Here is a 23,098-nt window from a genome sequence, read left to right as displayed (position 1 = left end):
GTCCGAATGTGGCGGATGTTAATCCGACACAGGCGAACGCGTGTTAGCGAGAGCAAGCAAACAACGATATGTGAAAATAGAGGAAGGCGGTCTCTTTCACTTCCGGACCTTTATTCAGCTTTGTAACTCAAATTTTTATTCCTTCATCCGATATCCTACTCCGATCTCTGTGAAAATATAATGCGGCTCTGCCGGGTTGCTTTCCAGTTTTCGGCGGATATTGGCCATATTTACGCGAAGAATCTGGTTATCGGTATCAGCATACGGTCCCCAGATTTCCTTCAGGATAAAATCATAGGTCAGTACTTTTCCTGCATTCTTTGCAAGCAGGGATACCAGCTTATACTCAATCTGGGTCAGATGGATATCTTCTCCATTTAACATTACCACCCGTTTGTCAAAATCGATGACCAAGCCATCCCGGGAATAAACTGTCTCGCGCGGTCCGGTACTTGCAATCTGAGCACTGTGCCGCAGAGCAGTACGGATACGGGCCAGAAGTTCTTCAGATCCGAACGGCTTTGTTATGTAATCATCTGCTCCCTTGTCAAGTGCCTGGACTTTTTCTCCCTCCTGGGTTCTGGCTGAAATCACAATAACCGGAACTGCCGAAAAGCCTCTCACACGCTCAAGGACCTCACCTCCGTCAATATCCGGCAGACCCAGATCCAGAAGGATCAGATCCGGATGATGAGAAGTACACAGAGAAAGTCCGGACATCCCATTCATGGCACGCAGAGCCTTGTAACCATTTGATATCACGATCGTTTCAATGTAATTTCCAATATTTTTCTCATCCTCAATGATCAGAATCACCTGTTTATTTGTCATATTCTTCATCCTCTTCTAATGGTAATGTAAAAATAAATTCAGCACCTTTTAAACGGTTTGCTGCCTCAATGGTTCCGTTATGGGCATTGATAATCGTCTTGCAGATGGTCAGGCCAATTCCCATTCCCTTATGGGAATCGCCACTCGCGTTTGGTTCAATTCCCGCACCGTCAAAAATCGTTTTCAGGCGTTCCGGATCGATTCCTTTTCCGTAGTCCCGGATATGAAAGGCCACACAATCATTTCTCTTTTCTACATAAAACTCAATTGGTTCATCCGTTCCGGAATGATATACTGCATTTTCCAGAAGATTGATGATCACCTGTTCAATCAGGGTCGCATCCATCGGTACCATCAGAAATTCATCCGGAACTCTTACATCCACCTTTCCCTGCGGAAGACGCTTGCGGAAACGCTGCACAGCCTCTGCCACCACCTCCTCAAGAGGCTCCGGCGAAGTATTCACATGGGTATCTTCCACCCGGATCCTGGTCACAGATAACAGGTTTTCTACCATATTTAACAGCCAGTTGGCATCCTCCCGGATTCCCGCTAAAAGCTCCCTGCGCTTTTCTTCCGTCAGTTTCGGGCTGTCACTCAGCGCTGTGTCTGCCAAACCGATAATGCTGGTTAACGGAGTTCTCAGATCATGAGATACCGCCCGCAGCAGATTTGCCCGCATAGTCTCCTTCTCAGCCTCCACCAGCATTTTCTCCCGCTGATTAAGAAGCCTGCTCTGCTTCTTAAAACGAGTTGTTGTAGTACTGGTAATCGAAGATACCAGCATCATGCCAATAAAAGTTACCGGATATCCATCCAGGGAAAAATTAAAATTCATATATGGATAAGTAAATACATAGTTTACAAAAAACACGCCAAACAATGAGGTAATGATGCCGGTAATGTAACCGGTGGTATAACGTGCCACCAGCATGACCGCCAGCACATAGATAATTGCCACACTGGTAGAGTTCCTGCTGAAATGGAAAAAGGCCTGTGCCATAACAGTAGAGATTCCCATGATCAGAAGAGTCACCGACACATTGTGCAGAATGACTGTTTTCATATTTAAATGTTCTTTTTCTGTTTTTTTCTGCTTTTCTCTGTTGTTTTTCTGTTTTACTGTTTCACTCATGATACTTCCCCCGAAGATCAAAAAATGGGAACGAAAAAAAATCCGTTCCCATTTATTTTACACTAAAAAGATTAGCATGTATAGTTTTTGAAATACCGGATGAAATTCCTTAACAATCCCTTTACGGCATTCTATTTGTTATAATTCACAATTGCGCCGAAATCCGGTTTCAGGGATGCACCGCCAACCAGGCCGCCATCGATATCTGCCTGTGCAAACAGCTCCGGTGCGCTTGCAGCGGATACAGAACCGCCATACTGGATACGGATAGCTGCTGCGGTTGCCTCATCGTAGATCTCGCCAATGCATGCGCGGATGGCTGCACATACTTCCTGTGCCTGCTCGGTCGTAGCTACTTTTCCAGTTCCGATTGCCCAGATCGGCTCATATGCGATGACTGCGGTCTTTGCCTGATCTGCGGTTACGTTTAAGAAGGCAATCTTGATCTGCTGACGGATCCAGTCGATGGTAATGCCCTGCTCTCTCTGAGTCAGACTTTCACCACAGCAGATGATCGGGGTAATACCGTGCTCAAATGCTTTAAGAACTTTCTTATTTACAGTTTCGTTGGTCTCTGCGAAATACTCTCTTCTCTCAGAGTGACCAATGATCACATATTTTACACCTGCATCCACCAGCATATTCGGAGAGATTTCGCCGGTGTAGGCGCCTTTTTCCTCAAAGTACATATTCTCGGCACCGATCTGGATGTTGGTTCCCTTTGCTGCTTCCATAGCCGGGATAATGTCGATAGCCGGAACGCAGAGCAGAACATCAACCTCATCGTTCTGTACAAGTGGTTTTAACGTATTGATCAGGGCAACTGCTTCAGAAGGTGTCATGTTCATCTTCCAGTTGCCTGCGATAATTTTTTTTCTGGACATTTTGAGTTCCTCCTCAATGTTTACTTATGGAAACTTCCCCTTACTAAGCTCGAAGCTGCGCCTGCGGCTTGTTCTCGCTAAGTGTGGGGAAGTAAGTTCGTACTAAGTTTGTGCTTCGCCTACGGCTCGCACGCACTAAGTTCTTACTTATCATCTGCTGCTGCTACGCCCGGAAGAGATTTACCCTCTAAGAACTCCAGGGATGCGCCGCCGCCGGTGGAAATGTGACTCATCTTATCAGCGAAGCCGAGCTGGTTTACTGCTGCTGCGGAATCACCACCGCCGATGATGGTGGTTGCGTCGGTCTCTGCCAGTGCTTTTGCTACCGCAATGGTACCTGCCGCCAGAGTCGGGTTCTCGAATACGCCCATCGGTCCGTTCCATACAACCGTTTTGGCACTCTTAACAGCCTCTGCATACAGTTTTGCGGTCTCAGTGCCGATATCCAGGCCCATCTGATCTGCCGGGATCTGGTCTGCCGCTACATTCTGAACCTCGATTGGTGCATCGATCGGGTCCGGGAAGGATGCTGCTACTGCTGCGTCTACCGGAAGCAGTAACTTCTTGCCAAGCTTCTCAGCCTTCTCAAGCATCTCCTTGCAGTAATCTAACTTGGTATCGTCTACCAGGGACTTACCAATCTCTTTGCCCTCTGCTTTTAAGAAGGTGAATGCCATGCCGCCGCCGATAATGAGGGTGTCACATTTTTCAAGCAGATTGGAGATTACGTTTAACTTGTCTGCTACCTTTGCTCCGCCCAGGATCGCTACAAACGGTCTTACCGGATTTTCTACTGCGTTGCCCAGGAAATCGATTTCTTTCTGCATCAGGTAACCAACTGCGTTGGTGCCTCCCTTTGCAGTGATGAATTTGGTTACGCCCTCAACGGAAGCATGAGCTCTGTGGGAAGAACCGAATGCATCGCATACATAGTCATCTGCCAGTTCAGCCAGCTCTTTACTAAACTGCTCTCCGTTCTTGGTCTCCTCTGCGCCGCGGAAACGGGTATTCTGAAGCAGAACAACATCACCGTCTTTCATAGCCTCAACTGCCTTTGTAGCTGCCTCACCGGTTACATTGTAATCTGCTACAAATACTACATCCTTACCCAGCTTCTCGGACAGGCGTACTGCAACCGGAGCCAGGGACTCACCCTCGTTCGGGCCATTCTTCACTTTGCCCAGATGGGAACAAAGAATGACTTTTGCACCTTCACTGATCAGCTTCTGAATGGTCGGCAATGCAGCCACGATACGGGTCTCATCGGTGATGACGCCGTTTTTTAACGGTACATTGAAATCACAGCGAACGAGAACTCTTTTTCCTTTTAAATTTTTCAGATCATCAACACTTTTTTTGTTTAACATAGAGGTTATCCCCTTTCCACATTTACATAATAATTGTACAGAAAAGGGCCCGGTCCACACGTGACCGGACCCTTATGGAGTCTTTTGTAAGTTTTACACTTATGCCAGCTCTGCGAAGTACTTAATGGTGCGAACCATCTGGCTGGTGTAGGAGTTCTCGTTGTCATACCATGAAACAACCTGAACCTCGTACAGATCATCTGCGATCTGAGCCACCATGGTCTGGGTTGCATCAAACAGAGAACCATATCTCATGCCGATAACATCGGAAGAAACGATCGGATCCTCGTTGTAACCGAAGGACTCGCTAGCTGCTGCCTTCATAGCTGCATTGATGTCCTCTTTGGTAACACCGGCTTTCTTAACAACTGCGGTTAAGATGGTGGTAGAACCGGTCGGTACCGGAACACGCTGTGCGGAACCAATGAGTTTGCCGTTTAACTCCGGAATAACAAGACCGATTGCTTTTGCAGCACCGGTGGAGTTCGGAACGATGTTTGCAGCGCCTGCTCTTGCTCTTCTTAAATCACCTTTTCTGTGCGGGCCGTCCAGGATCATCTGGTCGCCGGTGTAAGCGTGAATGGTGCTCATGATACCGGACTGGATCGGAGCGTAGTCATTCAGAGCCTTTGCCATAGGTGCTAAGCAGTTGGTGGTGCAGGATGCTGCGGAAATGATGGTATCGTCTGCAGTCAGGGTATTCTCGTTTACGCTGTACACGATTGTCTTTAAGTCGTTGCCTGCCGGAGCGGAGATAACTACCTTCTTTGCACCTGCATCAATGTGAGCCTGTGCTTTCTCTTTGGAGGTGTAGAAACCAGTACACTCTAATACTACGTCTACGCCAATCTCTCCCCACGGAAGGTCAGCAGCCTTAGCCTCTTTGTAGATGGTGATCTTCTTTCCGTCTACAGTGATGGAATCCTCGCCAGCCTCTACAGTGTGCTTGCCCTCACCAATATGGCCTGCGTATCCGCCCTGTGCGGTATCATATTTTAATAAGTGAGCTAACATCTTCGGATCGGTTAAATCGTTGATTGCTACTACTTCATAACCCTCTGCGCCAAACATCTGTCTGAATGCCAGACGGCCGATACGACCAAAACCATTGATTGCTACTTTAACTGCCATGATTCATTCCTCCTAGATTGTTAAAAATGTGATGATTGTTAAAAACTCATCAACCTTGCTCTTATTGTACCTAATAACCAACAAAATAGCAAGCCTTTTTTTACCATAATGACAAGAACTCAGGAATTATCGTCTTGTTTTTGTCAAAGAAGCCCTCCGGAGGCATGCTCCGAAGGGCTTTCTTTTGTGCTTTGCATACAAAATCCATGCAAAATCTGTCATTCTGTTTATAAATGATGTCATTTTTTACATCTCATCCTTTACATAACCGGCCAGATTATAAGCATGGTCGGATACTCGTTCCAGATTGCTGATGATATCCAGGAATACCACACCGGCTGATGCCTTGCACTCTCCTGCCGAAAGACGCTCAATGTGCTTCTCACGAAGTTCCTCTTCCTGGCTGTCGACATCATCCTCATACTGGCTAACCTTGCGCACAGCCTCCATATTGCCGTTCTGTCTGGCATCGATGGCATACTGGAAGGATTTTAACACACTGTCGCTGATGGACTTTAAGTCATCCATACCGGTAGTGGAAAACTGAAGTCCGTGCTCAACCATGTACTGCGCCTGCTCCGCCAGGTTTTCTGCGTGGTCACCGATGCGCTCAATATCGCTGACGCTGTAGAACAGGTTGTTTACGACCTTCTTTTGTTTCTCGGTCAGGGAAAGGTTATCTACCTTAATAAGGTACTCGGTCAGCATCTTCTCCATATTATTGATGGTCTGTTCGGTCTTGAATACCGTTTCCACCTCATCGGAGTTTACAGTCAGGACCGAGTCAATGGCACGGACCACATTTTCGTAGGTGATCTGGCCCATATGGACAACCTCAAGGGCTGCTGTCTCCACCGCAAATGCCGGAGACTCAAAGATACGCTCGTCCAGATGTTTCAGCGTAGCAGCGGTTTCCGCATCCTCCATGACCGGTTCTTCCTCTGTTTTTTTCTTCACAACCATGCCGGATATTTTAACCAGCACATCCGCAAACGGGAACAGTAATGTGGTCATAGACAGGTTGAAGATCGTGTGGAAGATGGAAATCTGCACTGCGTTAATATTGGAGGCCGCAAATGCCGGACGCAGGCTGAAAAAGATAAATCCAATCGATCCAAACACGATCGCACCAATGACGTTAAAGGTCAGATGCATGACAGCCGCACGCTTGGCCGTGCGGGATCCGCCCATACTGGAAAGCATGGCAGTCACACAGGAACCAATATTCTGGCCCAGTGTAATATAGATAGCCGCATTTGTGGTTACAATGCCGTTCATGGCCAAAGTCTGCAGGATACCAACGGAAGCAGAGGAACTCTGCAAAAGCGCGGTAACCAGCGCACCGATGATCATGCCCAGAAGCGGATTACCTCCTAATATTTCAAAGGCTTTCGCAAAAATCGGTGCATCCGTGTAGGGATTGATCGACCCTGACATAAAATCAAGACCAATAAACAAAAGGCCCAGACCGATCAGGATCTCACCAATGGTCTTCTTTTTCTGGCTCTTGGCAAAAACCAGCAGCAGTGCGCCAATACCGATGATAGCCGGTGCATAAAAACCTGGTTTCATAACCTCAAAGGCATCACCCAGCTGGCTCATGGATACGATCCATGCGGTGATGGTGGTACCAATGTTAGCACCCATGATCACGCCGACCGCCTGGGACAGGTTCAATACGCCTGCACTTACAAAACCGACTACCATGACCGTTGTAGCTCCACTGGACTGGATGATCGCTGTGATCAATGCACCCAATGCAACCGCCAGGAACCGGTTGTTGGTAAGCATCCCAAGGAAACTGCTCATCTTGCTTCCTGCCGTCTTCTGCATGCCGTCCGCCATGATATTCATGCCGTAAAGGAACATACCAAGACCGCCCAGGAAACCAAACCCGTTTGAAATGTCGCTGATTGACATACTCTCCTCCTCGTCTCGCGTACTCTTTCTCTCTATTCTCTTCAGTCCGCAAACAAATTAATCATACCATACCACTTCTTCCATTTTCAACCGATTTTAAAATTTAGGCAAATTTTGGGTAAATAGTATGTAAAAACGCCCGTCACAAGTACCGTGGCGGGCATTCTCGACGAATTTTGTTCAATTTTTGTTAATGATCTGCTGCGTAGTCAGCAAGTGCTGCCAGAATGGCCTGGTTGCTGTTCCAGACATTGCCGAATTCACTGGCCGGCATCGGGCAGGCCACACTTCCCACCTCAATGGTCAGGCTCGGGATCGGGCTGTCCTTAATCTGGACATAATCTTTGAATCCGCCTTTGCCGCTGCTTCCGTTGGTACGGTATCCGGTAATGCCGGTTACCAGCTCAGCAATCGCTTTGGACTGTTCCGCAACCTTATTTCCGGCAAAATCCCAGTACACCAAATTGCCCATGCTGTGATAGCTGATGGTCATCGTCCAGTTTCTGGAATTAGCCAGATTGGCAAGGGCCTTACTCTCCGGCTCAGAAAGTGCGCCGGTTCCCTTGTAATTTGCATAGGAAGCATGAGACGGTCCGGTGGTAATGGAATCCCACAGGGCCGGAAAATTCTGGTTTAGATCCACACCTCGTCCATTGGCCTTCCACAAAGCCTGGTAGCGCTCAAAGTCCTGGGTAGTACGTCCGTCTGCCTGGTCCTGCGCATAACACTGGTTGACAATCTGGCGCAGATCAGCGGAACGAAGGGCAGACACACCAAACTGGCTGATAGTAACCCCATCCGGATTGACCATCGGCACAATATGAATGGCTACTCCCGCAAGGATATCCGAAAGCTTTCGTCCCTGATAGCTTCCGCTGTCATAAAAAGCCAGAAGATGCTCTGCCTGTTTCATGACGAGGAGAGGTGTCATATATTCCCGTGCATGAATACCTGCATGGATCAGGATCTGCTTGGATGCGTTCGGATTGCCAATAATCATCTCATAAAGACTTCTTCCATCCAGGCTGGTCCCGATGGTTTTCACCTGCAAATGGCTGCCGTAGCGTGATTTCAGGCTGCTGATATCACGGCTCATCTGGTCATAGCTGTATTTGTCTGTAACTTTTACGATCGGATCCGTCAGCTGACCGGCGAAAGAGATATTTCCCGTTCCGACGACAGCCGGAATTGTTACGCCAGATGAGGTAGAAACACCTCCGGGACCGGAAAATGCACCTGAGGTCATGCCGCTTCCCACAGTGATGGTCCCTGAAGCACCGGCTGCAGATGGTCCGGCCAGTCCTCCTGCGGTTATGGTATTGCCTCCCGCCAAGACTTTGCCTTCCCCGGCATCCACTGTTCCGGCAGAAGTATTTTCTCCGACTGTTACAATCCCGGATGCACTGCCCTGTGTTTCTGCTGCAGGTGCCGGCGCGGTGGTTTCTGCCGCTGCTACACCTGCCGTCTCATTTTCTGTTCCCGGTGCTGATGTAAGTCCTGCCGGATCAGCTCCATTGGCCACCGGTCCGTCCGCATAAGCCATAAAAGCACTACTGGCTACCATAAAGGCAGCCAGAGCACCTGTAAAATATCTTTTACAGTTCATAAATTAGTTTTCACTTTCCTTTTTTGCAAGGTCACCCGGCTTCATGCTCAGGCTGATCTTGCCCATTTTATCTACATCGAGAACCTTTACGGTTACCATATCTCCGATATTGACAACATCCTCAACCTTCTCCACACGCTTGTCGGAGAGTCTGGAGATGTGGATCATACCATCCTTTTTCGGTTTCAGCTCTACGAAAGCACCGAACGGCATAATGCGGACAACCTTACCTGTAATGATCTGACCCGGCTCAATGTCGGTTACGATATTCTTGATGATGCTCTTTGCTTTCTCGATCATCTCTTTGTCAGTACCGCAGATTGCTACATTTCCTTCCTCAGAAATGTCGATCTTCACACCGGTTTCCTCGATGATCTTGTTGATCACGCAGCCCTGCTTGCCAACCACATCACCAATCTTCTGCGGGTCAATGCTGATCTGATCGATCTTCGGAGCGTACTGGCCAACTTCTTTTCTCGGCTCAGAAATAGCCGGTTTCATGCAGGTATCCATAATGAAGAGTCTTGCCTCACGGCATCTTGCGATAGCACCCTCAACGATCGGTCTGGTCAGGCCATGGATCTTAATATCCATCTGGATTGCAGTGATGCCATCGGTAGTACCGGTTACCTTAAAATCCATATCACCAAAGAAGTCCTCCAGACCCTGGATATCGGTTAACAGAACGAAATCATCGTCCGAATCACCGGTTACCAGACCGCAGGAAATACCTGCAACCATCTTCTTGATCGGAACGCCTGCCGCCATTAAGGACATACAGGATGCACAGGTAGATGCCATGGAGGTGGAACCGTTAGACTCAAAGGTCTCAGATACCGTACGGATTGCATATGGGAACTCTTCCTCCGACGGCAGTACCGGAATCAGTGCACGCTCAGCCAGTGCTCCGTGACCGATCTCACGGCGTCCCGGTCCTCTGGACGGTTTGGTCTCGCCTACAGAGTAGGACGGGAAGTTATAATGATGCATGTAGCGCTTGGATACCTCGTTTTCATCCAGGCCATCTAACTTCTGCTGCTCAGACAGCGGAGCCAAAGTGCAGACATTGCAGATCTGAGTCTGTCCACGGGTGAACATTGCAGAGCCATGTACACGCGGGATCAGGTCAATCTCTGCTGCCAGCGGACGGATCTGGGTAATCTCACGGCCATCCGGTCTCTTGTGGTCTTTTAAGATCATCTTGCGGACGGTCTTCTTCTGGTACTGGTATACAGCCTCACCAAGAACTGCCAGCCACTCCTCATTATCTGCAAAAGCCTCTTCCAGTTTCTCGGTAATCTGACGGATATTTTCCTCACGGGTCTGCTTGTCATCCGTGAATACTGCCTCTTCCATCTGCTCCGGAGTTACGATCTCCCTGATGGCCGCAAACAGTTCCTCCGGAATCGCACAGCTCTCGTAGCCGTGTTTTTCCTTGCCGCACTCTGCCACAATGGTATCGATAAACCGGATAATCTCCTGGTTCACTTCGTGAGCTTTATAGATCGCCTCGATCATCTTAGCCTCCGGAATCTCATTTGCTCCGGCCTCGATCATGATGACTTTCTCACGGGTAGATGCTACAGTTAAGTTTAAGTCGCCCTGCTTCCACTGTGCCTGGGACGGATTGATGATAAATTCGCCGTCAATCATACCAACCTGTGTCATAGCACACGGACCGTCAAACGGAATATCAGAAATGCAGGTTGCGATTGCCGCGCCCAGCATCGCAACTAACTCCGGACGGCACTCCGGGTCAACACTCATGACCATGTTATTTAAGGTCACATCGTTACGATAGTCTTTCGGGAACAGCGGACGCATCGGACGGTCGATCACACGGGAAGTAAGGATCGCATTCTCAGATGCCTTGCCCTCTCTCTTGTTGAAGCCTCCCGGAATCTTTCCTACGGAATATAACTTTTCTTCATATTCCACGCTTAACGGGAAGAAATCGATACCGTCTCTCGGTTTGTCAGATGCGGTAGCGGTAGATAATACGGTGGTGTCGCCATAGTGCATGAATGCTGCGCCGTTTGCCTGCTTTGCCACTCTGTTTACATCAACAGTCAGAGTTCTTCCGGCAAGTTCCATACTAAAACTTTTGTACATGGTTTGTCTCCTTTTCTCTATCTATTTTCTATATATTCACAGAAGGCTCCGAAACTACTGCTCTGTACACAAAAGATCACGCGAGACCGAAAATGATTCTCAGTCTTATCCGCCCGCACATTTTGTGTATACAGCAGCGGCTTCGGGATACGCCTTCCAGAAAATATCAGGTTTTTGCAAAGTACGGAAAAAACAAAAGGGTGGAGATGACCTCTCCACCCTAACGTCCTAATTACTTTCTGATGCCTAACTTTTCAATCAGAGCACGATAGCCTTCCAGGTCAGTTTTCTTTAAGTAGTCAAGAAGACCACGTCTCTGACCTACCATCTTTAACAGACCACGTCTGGAATGATGATCCTTCTGATTGCTCTTTAAATGCTCAGTCAGCTCTGCGATTCTTGCAGTAAGGATTGCGATCTGAACCTCCGGTGAACCGGTATCTCCTGCTTTTCTGCCGTACTCAGCGATAATAGCTGCTTTCTTTTCCTTTGAAATCATGTTGATTTCCTCCTTAAATTTTTATACTCACCGCAAACCAGGTCTTTGGTTGGAGTATCCAAAAGACTGGGTCCCGGCGTTAACTCACACCAGAATATGATAGCATACCCGGTTATCCATGTCAACCTGTTTTTTGAATCACACTGCCGAATCGCACTGCTCACACAGACCCGTTCTGGTCAATGTCCAAAGACAAGGTCCGCAGCCTGAATGATCAGTAACACTGGTGTACGATCAGTGCAAGTATGATTCCCAATGCAGCGCCTGCTGCCACCTGAAGCGGTGTGTGTCCCACAAACTCTTTTAACCTCTGCTGGATTTCCTGGTTGTTTAAGTTAAACCAGTCCTGCTCCATAATCAGATTTAAGAGTTTTGCCTGCTTTCCGGTTTCCTGACGGACACCGATGGCATCATACATGACTACAGCTGCCAGTATAAAGCTGATGGCAAACTGAAACGAATCTACCCCGTAACAGAGTCCCGATGCCACGGTAAGCCCGCAAACCGTAGCAGAGTGAGAACTTGGCATGCCGCCGGAGCCCACAAGACGTTCCGGTGTAAAGCTCTTGTTCAGACCGAAATCGATGAGTGTTTTTAAAACCTGAGCAACTGTCCAGCCCACAACGGCGCTGACCAGTACTTCGTTACTCAGAAGCTTGTCCCAAAATCCCATGTTGTAATATCCTGCTTTCTAGGAATTAATATCCGATCAGCCAGTCATAAAGCTCCTGGTACTTGCCGGCAGACTGCTGCCAGGAGAAATCTGCTGCCATAGCCCGGTCAATGATCTTGTTCCATTCACGTTTCCTGTCATAGTATACATGTTTGGCATAACGAATGGTATCCAGCATCTCATGTGCATTATAATTGGAGAAAGAGAAGCCGGTTCCGCGGCTCTCGTACTCGTTATAAGGCTCAACCGTATCCTTCAGTCCGCCGGTCTCACGCACAATCGGCACGCTGCCATAACGCAGAGCCATCAGCTGGCTTAAGCCGCATGGCTCAAAAAGGGAAGGCATCAGGAATGCATCACAGCCTGCATAGATCTTGTGAGACATCTCGTTGGAATAATAGATCTGGGCGGAAACCCGGTCATGATACTTCCAGTCATAGTGCCGGAACATGTTCTCATATTTCTCATCTCCGGTTCCCAGTACTACCAGCTGCATATCATCGCTGCAGAGTTCGTCCATAACACACTGCACCAGATCCAGTCCCTTCTGGTCGGTCAGACGGGAAACGATTCCCACCATGAATTTCTTTTCATCTACCGGAAGGCCAAGCTGTGTCTGGAGTTGTTTTTTATTTTTTCCCTTTTCCTTACGGAAATTCCTTGCATTGTACGGCTGCGCAATGAGCTTATCTGTCTCCGGATTAAACTCGTCATAGTCAATACCATTGACTATACCTCGCAGATCTCCGGCACGTGCGCGCATCAGGCCATCAAGTCCCTCCCCGTAGAACGGCATTTTGATTTCCTCTGCGTATGTCTGACTAACAGTAGTGATGGCATCTGCAAAAACAATGCCTCCTTTTAACATATTTCCATCTTTGTAAGCTTCCAGCTTATCCGGCGTAAAGTAATAATCCGGCAGCATGGAAAAACGCTGGATCGTCTTCACATCCCAGACACCCTGGAATTTCAGGTTGTGTATGGTCATAACAGACTTCATGTTCGCGAAGAACTCGCCGCCGCGGAACCGGTCTTTTAAATAAACCGGTATCAGTCCTGTCTGCCAGTCATGGCAATGTACCACATCCGGCTTAAAACCGATGACCGGAAGCGCAGATAAAGCTGCGTTACAGAAAAAAGAGAATTTTTCCAGATCATACAGCCAGTCTCCGTATGGTTTTGGTCCACTGAAATAGGATTCATTATCGATAAAATAAAAGGTAATCCCATCGTAGATATATTCCATGATTCCCACATAACGGCTTTGTCCCAGATAATCCATGTAGAAATGATCGATATAGGTCATCTCATTGCGCCATTTTTCCGGGATGCACAGATATTTCGGTATCATAACCCTGACATCAAAATACTCCTTGTCAAAGCACTTTGGCAAAGAACCCACCACATCAGCAAGACCTCCGGTCTTGATAAACGGAACTGCTTCTGATGCGACAAATAAAATGTTCTTCATACGAACCCCTCCTCTGCACCAGTCTGCCCCAAGCTGACTGTCTTAATTATCAGTATACATGATTTCTGACATTTTAGGAAGTAAAATCTTTATGAAACTTTGATTTTGAAGCAGACGATTGTGAATATCAGAGTGCCCGTTTATAATCCAGACGGATCTTATCCGTAATCAGCGCAATAAATTCCGAGTTTGTCGGTTTTCCCTTGCCGCTGTTTACTGTATATCCAAAAATCTCATGAATCATCTCCAGCTGTCCGCGGCTCCACGCCACCTCGATCGCATGGCGGATGGCTCGTTCCACACGGCTTGAGGTGGTGCCATGCTTCTTGGCAATGGTCGGATACAGTACCTTGGTAACCGACACCAGCATTTCCTTTTCTTCCACCGAAATGATGATGGCATCCCGCAGATACTGATAGCCCTTGATATGCGCCGGAATTCCGATCTCATGAAGAAGCTGCGTAACATCATCCTCCAGGTTCTGGCGTATGTAATCTCCCTTGGCAAAATATGTCTCTGCCGGTTTTTCCCGCACAACAGACACCGTTTTTGTACGGATTCTCTCTTCTGCCACCAGATGAATCTTATCAAGCAGGATTTCCCGGTCAAACGGCTTTAAAATATAGTAGCTTGCGCCATTCCGGAAGGCTGCCGATGCCACTGTCTCATTGCCGGCCGCACTCACGATAATTACCGCCGGCATGTTCTTGCCGCTGCGAGCGGCACGAACCTTCTCCAGTACGGAAATCCCGTCCAGTTTCGGCATAATCACATCCAGAAGCACAAGATCCGGACCCTTCTCCATGATCATCTGATAAGCATCTTCCCCATTGTCTGCCTTTCCTACCACAACAAATCCATCTTCCTCTTCCAGTATGCTGCTCAGCAGTTCCATCATCAGCGGGTTATCTTCTGCAATCACAATTTTTAATTCAGCCATGATCCATTCCTCCTGTTTCCAGATCCGACATTCTTTTTTTCGTCTGCCAGACTGTTACATAATTTGTATTATACTCGCCGTCTTTGCAGAGCATCAATCTGCATCTCCCGCACTGTTCGACGTACTGCGCACGATTCGACAAACTATGCGGGCCTCAGCGCAGCCTGCCAGCGCTCTGCATTTCAGGCTTTCACTTTTTCATAACGAATGAAAGATGGTGAATATAACGTCATTTTGAAAAAAATTATTTTTTTATCATATCTTCCACAAAAATCCCGTAGCCGCGGGTCGAATCCTGTACAAACACATGTGTCACCGCGCCGACAAGCTTTCCATTCTGCAGAATGGGACTGCCGCTCATACCCTGTACAATCCCTCCGGTCAGTCTTAAAAGGCGCTCATCTGTTACCTGAAACACCAGGCTTTTATTCTCCCGTGACGGACTGTAATCTACCCGCTGGATTTCAATTTCATAATCACAGGCTTTCCCGGAAACATAACTTCGGATCCAGGCTGTGCCCCGCTTTACATCCTGCCGGTGCCCCACCTCTGCGGCAGGATGCTTTACCGTATCCCAGAAAGCCTGCTCCACCGTACCGAAAACACCGCATCCTGTATTGGATTTCACACTGCCCAGGCGGGAACCCGGACCATAGTAGATCACCCCTGCCATTACTCCCGGATTTCCGGCACTTCCCTTCTCAATTCCAAAAATCTCTGTTTCATACAGAGCCCCGTTTTCGATTTCCACCACGCGTCCGGTGTCACTGTCACTGATTCCATGCCCCAATGCTCCGAAAACTCCATCCGGCTTTACGTAAGTCATGGTACCGATTCCCTGCGTATCATCCCGCACCCAGGCGCCAAGCTTCCGGCTTCCGTCCTCTGTTTTTACTGTATCTACAGAAAGTTCCAGTTCTTTTCCTGCCCGTCTCACCCGTAAAAGTGCTTCACTCTTTCCCATGCTGTTCAGGCCGGTAATCAGCGATTCTTTATCGGAAAGAGGCTGGCCGTTGATCGCCTCAATGTAATCTCCGGACTGCAAAATTCCATATGCGGGCTCCGCCTCACTTCCGTTTTCATCCGTCACCTTTCCGGTCCCGATAACCATGACTCCCCTGGATTTTAAATAAATTCCCACCGGCATACCGCATGGAACTGCATAGCAGACATCCTCTACATCCACGCTGATTTCTTTAAAAGGAATGGTACCGAACAGCTTCAGGCCCAGGCGAAAGCTGCCATTCTTTCTGGCATACAGAGAAAATGTCTGATCCGGCCGAATGCGTATTTCATCCTGTGGAATACCGGAATCCCCTTTCAATACCACTTCCTCGCTTTCGCTCAACAGCGTGGTGTAAAGCGGCAGATCCAGAGAAAATGATGTTTCCTCGCCCTCCGCAACACTGAAATGCTCCGGAATCTGGTGTTTTGCATAATACCAGCCATAACCTGCCGTAAAGATCAGGCTCATCCAGAATATTACCGCAAGGATCCGGTAAAAATATTTTCCTGACCTGCATGTTTTTTTCATTCCGCTTTCCTCCTGTTCTGAAAGTACCATCTGACGCGCCGCGCGGCACATTCTCCGGTCAAATACAAGCAATGAAAAAGGAGCCTTTTTCAAGCTCCTTTCTAGTATGTGTGCGGAATATCAAAATCACACTGTCAGTTTTTAGTTGTGAGTTTTTGTCTGCCAGGCCAGTTCTTTCATCTCCCTTGCATTCTGAAGCACTGCATCCGTAATCTGTGCGCCTCCCAAAAGTCTTGCAAGCTCTGTGACCGCCTCATCTTCTTTTAAACGGGTGATCCTGGTTTTTGTGCTGGCGCCGTCTGTGGATTTTTTAATTTCGAAATGGCAGTCTGCCATGGAAGCAATCTGCGGCAGGTGCGTGATGCAGATAACCTGATGATTCCGGGCGATCACTGCCAGCTTTTCTGCCACCCTCTGGGCTGTGCGACCACTGATGCCGGTGTCGATCTCATCGAAGATCAGGGTTGGAATGTCATCACTGTCAGCCAGCACGGTTTTTATTGCCAGCATAATACGGGAAAGCTCACCACCCGATGCCACCTGGCCCAGGGAACGCTCCGGCTCACCCGGATTCGTGGAAATGACAAACTCTGCCTCATCAAAACCGGAGACCGTGTAATGAGACAGCCGCCGGAATTCCATAGAAAACCGGACATCCAGAAAATTCAAATCGATCAGACCTGCCCGGATCTTCTCCGCCAGCTTTTTTGCTTCTTCCTGACGGACCGCAGAAAGCTCTGCACTTACAGTCTCCAGTGCTTTTTCTGCCTTTTGATACTGCTGTTCCAGCTGCATGCGGTACTCATCAAAATGCTCCAGCTGTTCCAGACGATTTTTCTTTTCTTCCAGGGCTTTTTCGATCTGTTCCACACCTGCGCCGTATTTGGCCTCTAGTCCGCGGATCAGATCCAGCCGGTCCTGTGCTTCCCGGTATGCCTGTTCATCAAAGTCAAGCTGTCCGAGATATTCTCCAATGGTATGATGAGCATCCGATAATACTGCTTCCGCATCGTACAGCTGATCCTGGATAGCCTTTAATTCCGGATCAAACTCTGCCACCTCACATACCTGATGCAGAGCATTGCCCACCGCTTCGGTATCTACTGCCCGATAGGCCGCGGACAGATTTTCCATGATCCGCCTTGCATTTCCATATTTTCTGCAGCAGGCCGCCAGACAGTCTTCTTCTCCGGCTTTCAACTGCACGTTTTCAATTTCTTCAATCTCAAAGCGCAGGAAGTCTGCCTCTCTTCTTCGGCTCTCATTGTCTGTATCAAGCTGGCTTAACTGCTTTTCCAGACTGATATACTCCGCATAAAGAGATGCTGTCTGAATTTTCAACTGCTGTACCCGGGATTTGGCATAGGTATCCAGAATTTCCAAATGTTTTGAAGCATGAAGCAATGACTGATGCTCATGCTGTCCATGAATATCGATCAAAAGAGAAGTAACCTGTTTTAATCTGGCCGCGGTAACCGCCTCATCATTGATACGGCTCAGACTGCGGGATGGCATAATCTTGCGGCTGATGATCAGCGTTCCGTTTTCATCCGGCATCACATCCAGAGCCCGCAGCGCATCCTCCTTTTCCGGATCCACAGAGAAGACCAGCTCTACATAAGCATACTCAGCTCCGTTTCGGATCATCTCTTTGGAAGCTTTCTGCCCCAATGCCAGATTGACCGAGCCGATCATGATAGATTTACCGGCTCCGGTCTCACCGGTAAGGATATTCAGTCCGTCCTCCAGCTCCACATCCGCCGTTTCGATCAGAGCCAGATTTTTCACATGCAGTTCTAAAAGCATTGCTGCACCTCCTTTTTCCTATCTGGCAGAGATCAGTTTTTTTAATTTATCCATCAGAAGAATCGTATCATCCACGCTGCGCACTGCGCACATGATGGTATCATCTCCTGCAATACAGCCTACAATCTCATGAAAATGGATCTCGTCCAGTGCCGCGGCAACAGCCATAGCCATACCGGACACAGTCTTGATCACAAGGATATTCTGCGCCATATCCATAGATACATACCCGTCCTTTAAAATACGGATATACTTATCACTGAAGGCGGTCTGGTTCTGCATGACCATGTAACGCTGGCGCCCGTTTTCCGACTGCACCTTCGTCAGTTTCAGTTCCCGGATATCCCGGGAAACCGTAGCCTGCGTAACCTTATAGCCAGCCTGCTTCAGACGCTCTGCCAGTTCCTCCTGGGTCTCAATCTCATATTTACCTATCAGTTCTACAATTTTGCTGTGACGTTCCAGTTTCATCGGTTACCTCCGTTTTAAATACGGTTCATTTTCTGCCTGATATTTTCAAGAAATGATACGTTTTTCAGCTGAATGAGGGTGGTATATTTCGGCGCCCTGCAGATTTCAAGCTTTTCTCCATAGTGAAGCGGGAATACCTGATCCCCGTCAAATACAGCCGAGTAGGATTTGCCGCCGGACCACTTCACCAGACGGATACTGATGCGGTCCTCCGGTGAAAGTACAATACTTCGCGCGCTTATGGAATGAGAACAGATGGGTGTCAGCAGCATCAGCTGAGCTCCGGGAGCCACGATCGGCCCACCTGCCGATAAATTATATGCGGTGGATCCGGTTGGCGTGGCCGCGATGATACCATCTGCCATATACTCGTTGAAAAATGTATCGTTTAAGTAAACCTGGAAATGCAGCATCTGAAGCACATCCTGCCTGGTCAGGACAATCTCATTTAAGGCAATGCCCTTTACCGTTTTCTGCGCTCCTACCACGCTGCCTTCCAGCATCATGCGTTTTTCCAGCGTAAAGGAATCATTTAAAAGCGCATCCAGCACCGGATCCATGGATTCCTCCCCCGATACCTGGGTCAGATATCCCAGATGCCCCATGTTGATGCCCATCATGGGAAGCTCCAGGCTGATCAGATCTCTTGATGCCTGGATCAGGGTTCCGTCTCCTCCAAGCGTGATGATACACTCTGTATCTGTCGGAATCTGATCCGGTCTGGTATATCCCCGCGTATGCATGCAGGCTGCCCCTCGCCGTAAAAATTCTGCCTCAAGTTTTTCCGCCATACCCAGGGCCCCCGGCTTGGAAGGATTGGCGATCAGATAAAAATGTTTCATAAAGTCTCCTGTTATTTATCCAGTTCCCCATGAGCTGCATCCACGATTGCTTTCGCATTCACCTGGTACTCCGGATAAATCTTTCCATCAACATGATTCTGGAGATAGAGGAGATATTCGATATTGCCCTCCGGTCCCTTGATCGGGGAATACTCCAGATTCAGGATTTCAAATCCGATACTCACCGCAAACTCGATCACCTTCTCGATCACTTCCAGGTGAGTGCTCTTCTCACGCACCACACCTTTCTTGCCGACCTTCTCCCGTCCTGCCTCAAACTGCGGTTTGATCAGGCAGACGATCTGTCCGTCATCGGCCAGAAGCGCCTTTACCGGTCCCAGTACTTTGGTCAGCGAAATGAAGGACACATCAATGGAAGAAAAATTGATCCGATCGGTGATATCCTCCGGAGTTACATAGCGGATATTGGTCTTTTCCATACAGACCACGCGGGGGTCATTGCGAAGCTTCCAGTCCAGCTGTCCATGCCCGACATCGACCGCGTATACCTTCACCGCGCCGTTCTGCAGCATGCAGTCGGTAAATCCGCCGGTAGAAGAACCTACATCCATACAGATCTTATCTTTTAATTGGACGCCAAAATGAGTCATTGCCTTCTCTAATTTCAGACCGCCGCGGCTGACATATTTCAGGGTTGCGCCGCGCACTTCAATATTAGCTGTCTCCTCGAACATGGAACCTGCCTTGTCTTCCTTCTGTCCGTCTACATAAACGATTCCTGACATGATGATGGCTTTTGCTTTCTCTCTGGAAGCGGCAAGTCCCTTGTTCACGATCAGGATATCCAGTCTTTCCTTCATGCTTTTTCCTCTTTCTGTTCTTCGTTTGCGGCTGTTTCCATGGCATTCATGCTCTTATCCAGCGGCCCCCATGCCATCCGCATGGTGCGGATCACGGAATCACTGTCAATCCCAAGTGTCTGTCGAAGCACCGATACATTGCCATGCTCCACGTAAGCGTCCGGCAGCGCGATCGTCAGCACCTGCACATGCGGATAATGCTCCTGCACATATGCTTTAACCTGTAAACCGTATCCCCCCTGAAGCACATTTTCCTCCAGAATCACCATAAGCTCATGAGCCTGTGCCAGCCGGTCTGCCAGTTCATAGTCTACCGGCTTAATAAACCTGCCGTTTGCCAGGGTACAATGAAAGCCTGCAGATTTTAATTTTTCCCGCACATGTTCTGCGGTACTCACCATGCTTCCCACCGCCAGCAGGGCGATGCGGCTTCCCTCATAAAGAAGCTCTCCCTTTCCATATTCGATGGGTGCATCAAATTCCTTTAATCCACGGTATGCCTGTCCCCGCGGATATCGAATAGCGATCGGTCCGTCATAATGGCATACTGCAAATTCCAGTTCCTGTCTCAGCTCCCACAGATTTTTCGGAGCCATGATGCTCATGTTCGGAATGCAGCTTAAATACGACAGATCAAAAATACCCTGATGGGTTTCTCCGTCACTTCCCACCAGTCCGGCCCGGTCCAGTGCGAAGATTACCGGCAGATTCTGAATGCAGACATCGTGAAGTACCTGATCAAATCCCCGCTGCAGGAAGGACGAATAAACCGCTACCACCGGCTTTAAGCCGGCCGCAGCCATCCCTGCCGCAGAAGTTACCGCATGCTGCTCCGCAATTCCCACGTCAAAGAACCGGTCCGGAAAATATCTGGAAAAGGCCTTTAATCCGGTTCCGTCCGGCATGGCCGCCGTGACAGCCACCAGACGATTTTCCGTTTCTGCCAGCCTGCAGATTTCTTTGGAAAACACATCCGTATAAGTCGGATATATCTTTTCTTTTAATGACTTGCCGGTGGCAATATCAAACGGATCAATCCCATGAAACCGGGATGGGTTCTTCTCTGCCGGAGCATAGCCCTTTCCCTTTTTGGTCAGCACATGGACAAGCACCGCATGATCCATCCGGCGTGCTTCTTTTAACGTTTTGACCATGGCTTTGATATCGTGTCCGTCTACCGGCCCCAGATATGTCACACCCATATTTTCAAAAAGCATTCCCGGAATCACCAGCTGCTTGATGCTGTCCTTGGTACGGCTGATCTTCTCGACCAGTCCGGCGCCCACTACCGGAATTTTGAGCAGAGTTTCTGATACCCGGCGTTTCAGTTCATTATATCCTGCGCCGGAACGCAGGCTGCTTAAATATTTGGACATGCCGCCGACATTTTCTGAAATAGACATGTTATTGTCGTTCAGTATAATGATAAAATTCTTTTTCAGATGGGCTGCGTTATTTAATGCCTCGTAGGCCATTCCGCCGGTCAGTGCACCGTCCCCGATAACAGAAATGACTGCATAATCCTCTCCCAAAAGATCTCGGCCCTGTGCAATGCCGAGCCCGGCTGAAATGGAAGTGGAGCTGTGTCCTGTGTCAAAAGAATCGTAAGGGCTTTCCTTGCGTTTCGGAAACCCGCTCATGCCGCCATATTGCCGCAGTTCATCAAACATTTCCCTGCGTCCGCTTAATATCTTATGGGTATAGGACTGATGTCCCACATCCCAGATTACCTTATCTCTCGGCAGATCAAAGGCCAGGTACAGGGCAATGGTCAGCTCTACAACACCCAGGTTGGAAGCCAGATGCCCGCCGGTCACACTGATCTTTTCGATCAGGAACTGACGGATCTCCGCAGCCAGTGTCTTTAATTCCTCCGGGCTTAAATTTTTCACGTCCCATGGACCTTCTATGTGTTCCAGAATCATGTTCTTGCAGCCCCCGTATTTCCTAAGGTTTTCTCCTATTTTTTACGTTCCACCAGCATGGCGATCAGATTTTCCAGAAATGCATTATTCCCCGGAAGCTCCTTTAACAGACTGACTGCACGGGCAGATATCTCTTCTACATTCTTCTTTGCCTGCTCCAGTCCCACCAGTGTCACGTAGGTTGTTTTCTGATTTTTTTCATCGCTTAAGACCGGTTTGCCCAGTGCTTCACTGGTGCTGGTCACATCCAGAATATCATCCTGGATCTGGAAGGCCAGCCCGACTGCGGAAGCGATTTCTTCCACACACTTTACTTCATCCGCCGAAGCGCCGCCCAAAATGGCTCCGATCATCATGGAAGCCTCTAAGAGCGCCCCTGTCTTTAACCGGTAGATAAAATCCAGCTTTTCCTGCGGAACCGGCTTTCCGGTCAGTTGCACATCCACGACCTGACCACCGATCATGCCGTAAATACCGGTCTTTTCTGCCAGCACCTGAATGGCTCTTGCTGCCCGGTCCGGGTACCTAGTCATGGCAAAGGCCCGGGATGCTGTCTCGAATGCATAGATCATGAGGGCATCGCCCGCCAGAACTGCCATATCGTAGCCGAATTTCTTCCAGGTAGTAGGAAGGCCGCGGCGAAGCTCGTCATTGTCCATGCAGGGGAGATCATCATGAATAAGCGATGAGGTGTGGATCATCTCCATGGCTGCCATGAAGGGTTCCACAGCTTTCTCCGTACCGCCAAACAGATGATAAGTTTCTTCCATGAGCATGGGGCGCAGGCGTTTTCCGCCAGCCCGCACACTGTAATTCATAGCCTCAAAAATTGTCTTCTGATATCCTTCTTCAGCCGGAAGGTAGCTGTCTACAATGCTCTCAACCTCTCCGGTCCGCTTCTTCAGTTCTTCACGCATCTCCATCTTCCTCTGCACCTCCCTGCAGGATGTTCATCTGCTTTTCTACTTTATCGATCTTGTCATTACAGGCCTTTACCAGCTTCATGCCTGCCTCGTAACAGGCAAAGGATTCCTCCAGTGTGGTATCCGGAGACTCCAGCTTTTCCAGGAGTTCCTCCAGCTCCGCAAAGGTCTGCTCTATTGATTTTTCCATATCTGCTCCTTCTGCTC

The 23,098-nt window shown here is 48.7% G+C and carries 20 protein-coding genes; all 20 read right to left on the bottom strand.

What is annotated here, in order from left to right:
- Positions 1–135 precede the first annotated feature (135 nt).
- The 20 genes from ACMP1L_RS12105 to xseB all read right to left on the bottom strand — a co-directional run bounded on the left by ACMP1L_RS12105 (position 136) and on the right by xseB (position 23,081).
- Positions 136–831, bottom strand: a complete 696-nt coding sequence (locus tag ACMP1L_RS12105; RefSeq protein ID WP_177304376.1) for a response regulator — start codon at positions 829–831, stop codon at positions 136–138.
- Positions 821–1,897, bottom strand: a complete 1,077-nt coding sequence (locus tag ACMP1L_RS12100) for an ATP-binding protein (RefSeq protein WP_177304378.1) — start codon at positions 1,895–1,897, stop codon at positions 821–823. Before ACMP1L_RS12100 ends, ACMP1L_RS12105 begins: the two co-directional genes overlap by 11 nt.
- 200 nt (positions 1,898–2,097) lie before the next feature.
- On the bottom strand, positions 2,098–2,850 hold the full coding sequence (gene tpiA / locus ACMP1L_RS12095; RefSeq protein ID WP_118733523.1) for a triose-phosphate isomerase: 753 nt from the start codon (positions 2,848–2,850) through the stop codon (positions 2,098–2,100).
- Between the two features lie 143 nt (positions 2,851–2,993).
- Positions 2,994–4,217, bottom strand: coding sequence for a phosphoglycerate kinase (locus ACMP1L_RS12090; RefSeq protein WP_418453148.1), 1,224 nt, complete (start codon positions 4,215–4,217; stop codon positions 2,994–2,996).
- Between the two features lie 99 nt (positions 4,218–4,316).
- Positions 4,317–5,348: a type I glyceraldehyde-3-phosphate dehydrogenase gene (gene gap / locus ACMP1L_RS12085; protein WP_118733521.1), complete on the bottom strand. Its 1,032-nt coding sequence runs from the start codon at positions 5,346–5,348 to the stop codon at positions 4,317–4,319.
- Between the two features lie 246 nt (positions 5,349–5,594).
- Complete coding sequence (locus ACMP1L_RS12080; protein ID WP_418453147.1) at positions 5,595–7,268, bottom strand: Na/Pi cotransporter family protein; 1,674 nt, start codon at positions 7,266–7,268, stop codon at positions 5,595–5,597.
- Between the two features lie 190 nt (positions 7,269–7,458).
- A complete protein-coding gene (locus ACMP1L_RS12075; RefSeq protein ID WP_418453146.1) occupies positions 7,459–8,874 on the bottom strand; it encodes a M14 family zinc carboxypeptidase in 1,416 nt (471 codons plus the stop codon).
- A 3-nt stretch (positions 8,875–8,877) separates the two neighbouring features.
- Positions 8,878–10,986, bottom strand: a complete 2,109-nt coding sequence (locus tag ACMP1L_RS12070) for a polyribonucleotide nucleotidyltransferase (protein WP_177304372.1) — start codon at positions 10,984–10,986, stop codon at positions 8,878–8,880.
- Between the two features lie 232 nt (positions 10,987–11,218).
- Complete coding sequence (gene rpsO, locus ACMP1L_RS12065) at positions 11,219–11,485, bottom strand: 30S ribosomal protein S15 (RefSeq protein WP_118530908.1); 267 nt, start codon at positions 11,483–11,485, stop codon at positions 11,219–11,221.
- Positions 11,486–11,699: 214 nt separating this feature from the next.
- Positions 11,700–12,158, bottom strand: a complete 459-nt coding sequence (locus tag ACMP1L_RS12060; RefSeq protein WP_118733518.1) for a divergent PAP2 family protein — start codon at positions 12,156–12,158, stop codon at positions 11,700–11,702.
- A 25-nt stretch (positions 12,159–12,183) separates the two neighbouring features.
- Positions 12,184–13,629, bottom strand: a complete 1,446-nt coding sequence (gene glgA / locus ACMP1L_RS12055) for a glycogen synthase GlgA (RefSeq protein ID WP_418453145.1) — start codon at positions 13,627–13,629, stop codon at positions 12,184–12,186.
- A gap of 127 nt (positions 13,630–13,756) precedes the next feature.
- Positions 13,757–14,569 carry a sporulation transcription factor Spo0A gene (gene spo0A, locus ACMP1L_RS12050; RefSeq protein ID WP_418453144.1) on the bottom strand — a complete coding sequence of 271 codons (813 nt, stop codon included), beginning with the start codon at positions 14,567–14,569 and terminating at the stop codon, positions 13,757–13,759.
- A 244-nt stretch (positions 14,570–14,813) separates the two neighbouring features.
- Positions 14,814–16,103 (bottom strand): SpoIVB peptidase, encoded by a 1,290-nt coding sequence (gene spoIVB, locus ACMP1L_RS12045; protein ID WP_418453143.1) that lies wholly within the window; start codon positions 16,101–16,103, stop codon positions 14,814–14,816.
- A gap of 141 nt (positions 16,104–16,244) precedes the next feature.
- A complete protein-coding gene (recN, locus tag ACMP1L_RS12040; protein ID WP_418453142.1) occupies positions 16,245–17,909 on the bottom strand; it encodes a DNA repair protein RecN in 1,665 nt (554 codons plus the stop codon).
- 18 nt (positions 17,910–17,927) lie between these two features.
- A complete protein-coding gene (argR, locus tag ACMP1L_RS12035) occupies positions 17,928–18,380 on the bottom strand; it encodes an arginine repressor (RefSeq protein WP_373242738.1) in 453 nt (150 codons plus the stop codon).
- Positions 18,381–18,394: 14 nt separating this feature from the next.
- A complete protein-coding gene (locus tag ACMP1L_RS12030; RefSeq protein WP_373242737.1) occupies positions 18,395–19,222 on the bottom strand; it encodes an NAD(+)/NADH kinase in 828 nt (275 codons plus the stop codon).
- Between the two features lie 11 nt (positions 19,223–19,233).
- Positions 19,234–20,043, bottom strand: coding sequence for a TlyA family RNA methyltransferase (locus tag ACMP1L_RS12025; RefSeq protein WP_118733511.1), 810 nt, complete (start codon positions 20,041–20,043; stop codon positions 19,234–19,236).
- Positions 20,040–21,968 carry a 1-deoxy-D-xylulose-5-phosphate synthase gene (gene dxs, locus ACMP1L_RS12020; protein WP_418453141.1) on the bottom strand — a complete coding sequence of 643 codons (1,929 nt, stop codon included), beginning with the start codon at positions 21,966–21,968 and terminating at the stop codon, positions 20,040–20,042. Before dxs ends, ACMP1L_RS12025 begins: the two co-directional genes overlap by 4 nt.
- 35 nt (positions 21,969–22,003) lie before the next feature.
- The gene (locus ACMP1L_RS12015) at positions 22,004–22,891 is read right to left on the bottom strand and encodes a polyprenyl synthetase family protein (protein ID WP_118733509.1); all 888 of its coding nucleotides are present in this window, start codon (positions 22,889–22,891) and stop codon (positions 22,004–22,006) included.
- Entirely contained in the window at positions 22,878–23,081 is a 204-nt protein-coding gene (gene xseB, locus ACMP1L_RS12010) for an exodeoxyribonuclease VII small subunit (RefSeq protein ID WP_418453140.1), read from the bottom strand. Before xseB ends, ACMP1L_RS12015 begins: the two co-directional genes overlap by 14 nt.
- Positions 23,082–23,098 lie beyond the last annotated feature (17 nt).

Source organism: Ventrimonas sp. (assembly GCF_048380235.1).
Taxonomy (GTDB): domain Bacteria; phylum Bacillota; class Clostridia; order Lachnospirales; family Lachnospiraceae; genus Brotaphodocola.
Note: the sequence above shows the minus strand (reverse complement) of the source record. Positions and strands in the feature narration are given on the sequence as shown.

Coding starts and splice junctions, on each gene's coding strand:
- ACMP1L_RS12105 (WP_177304376.1), bottom strand. CDS start 831: ATGACAAATAAACAGGTGATTCTGATCATTGAGGATGAGAAAAATATT.
- ACMP1L_RS12100 (WP_177304378.1), bottom strand. CDS start 1,897: ATGAAAACAGTCATTCTGCACAATGTGTCGGTGACTCTTCTGATCATG.
- tpiA (WP_118733523.1), bottom strand. CDS start 2,850: ATGTCCAGAAAAAAAATTATCGCAGGCAACTGGAAGATGAACATGACA.
- ACMP1L_RS12090 (WP_418453148.1), bottom strand. CDS start 4,217: ATGTTAAACAAAAAAAGTGTTGATGATCTGAAAAATTTAAAAGGAAAA.
- gap (WP_118733521.1), bottom strand. CDS start 5,348: ATGGCAGTTAAAGTAGCAATCAATGGTTTTGGTCGTATCGGCCGTCTG.
- ACMP1L_RS12080 (WP_418453147.1), bottom strand. CDS start 7,268: ATGTCAATCAGCGACATTTCAAACGGGTTTGGTTTCCTGGGCGGTCTT.
- ACMP1L_RS12075 (WP_418453146.1), bottom strand. CDS start 8,874: ATGAACTGTAAAAGATATTTTACAGGTGCTCTGGCTGCCTTTATGGTA.
- ACMP1L_RS12070 (WP_177304372.1), bottom strand. CDS start 10,986: ATGTACAAAAGTTTTAGTATGGAACTTGCCGGAAGAACTCTGACTGTT.
- rpsO (WP_118530908.1), bottom strand. CDS start 11,485: ATGATTTCAAAGGAAAAGAAAGCAGCTATTATCGCTGAGTACGGCAGA.
- ACMP1L_RS12060 (WP_118733518.1), bottom strand. CDS start 12,158: ATGGGATTTTGGGACAAGCTTCTGAGTAACGAAGTACTGGTCAGCGCC.
- glgA (WP_418453145.1), bottom strand. CDS start 13,629: ATGAAGAACATTTTATTTGTCGCATCAGAAGCAGTTCCGTTTATCAAG.
- spo0A (WP_418453144.1), bottom strand. CDS start 14,569: ATGGCTGAATTAAAAATTGTGATTGCAGAAGATAACCCGCTGATGATG.
- spoIVB (WP_418453143.1), bottom strand. CDS start 16,103: ATGAAAAAAACATGCAGGTCAGGAAAATATTTTTACCGGATCCTTGCG.
- recN (WP_418453142.1), bottom strand. CDS start 17,909: ATGCTTTTAGAACTGCATGTGAAAAATCTGGCTCTGATCGAAACGGCG.
- argR (WP_373242738.1), bottom strand. CDS start 18,380: ATGAAACTGGAACGTCACAGCAAAATTGTAGAACTGATAGGTAAATAT.
- ACMP1L_RS12030 (WP_373242737.1), bottom strand. CDS start 19,222: ATGAAACATTTTTATCTGATCGCCAATCCTTCCAAGCCGGGGGCCCTG.
- ACMP1L_RS12025 (WP_118733511.1), bottom strand. CDS start 20,043: ATGAAGGAAAGACTGGATATCCTGATCGTGAACAAGGGACTTGCCGCT.
- dxs (WP_418453141.1), bottom strand. CDS start 21,968: ATGATTCTGGAACACATAGAAGGTCCATGGGACGTGAAAAATTTAAGC.
- ACMP1L_RS12015 (WP_118733509.1), bottom strand. CDS start 22,891: ATGGAGATGCGTGAAGAACTGAAGAAGCGGACCGGAGAGGTTGAGAGC.
- xseB (WP_418453140.1), bottom strand. CDS start 23,081: ATGGAAAAATCAATAGAGCAGACCTTTGCGGAGCTGGAGGAACTCCTG.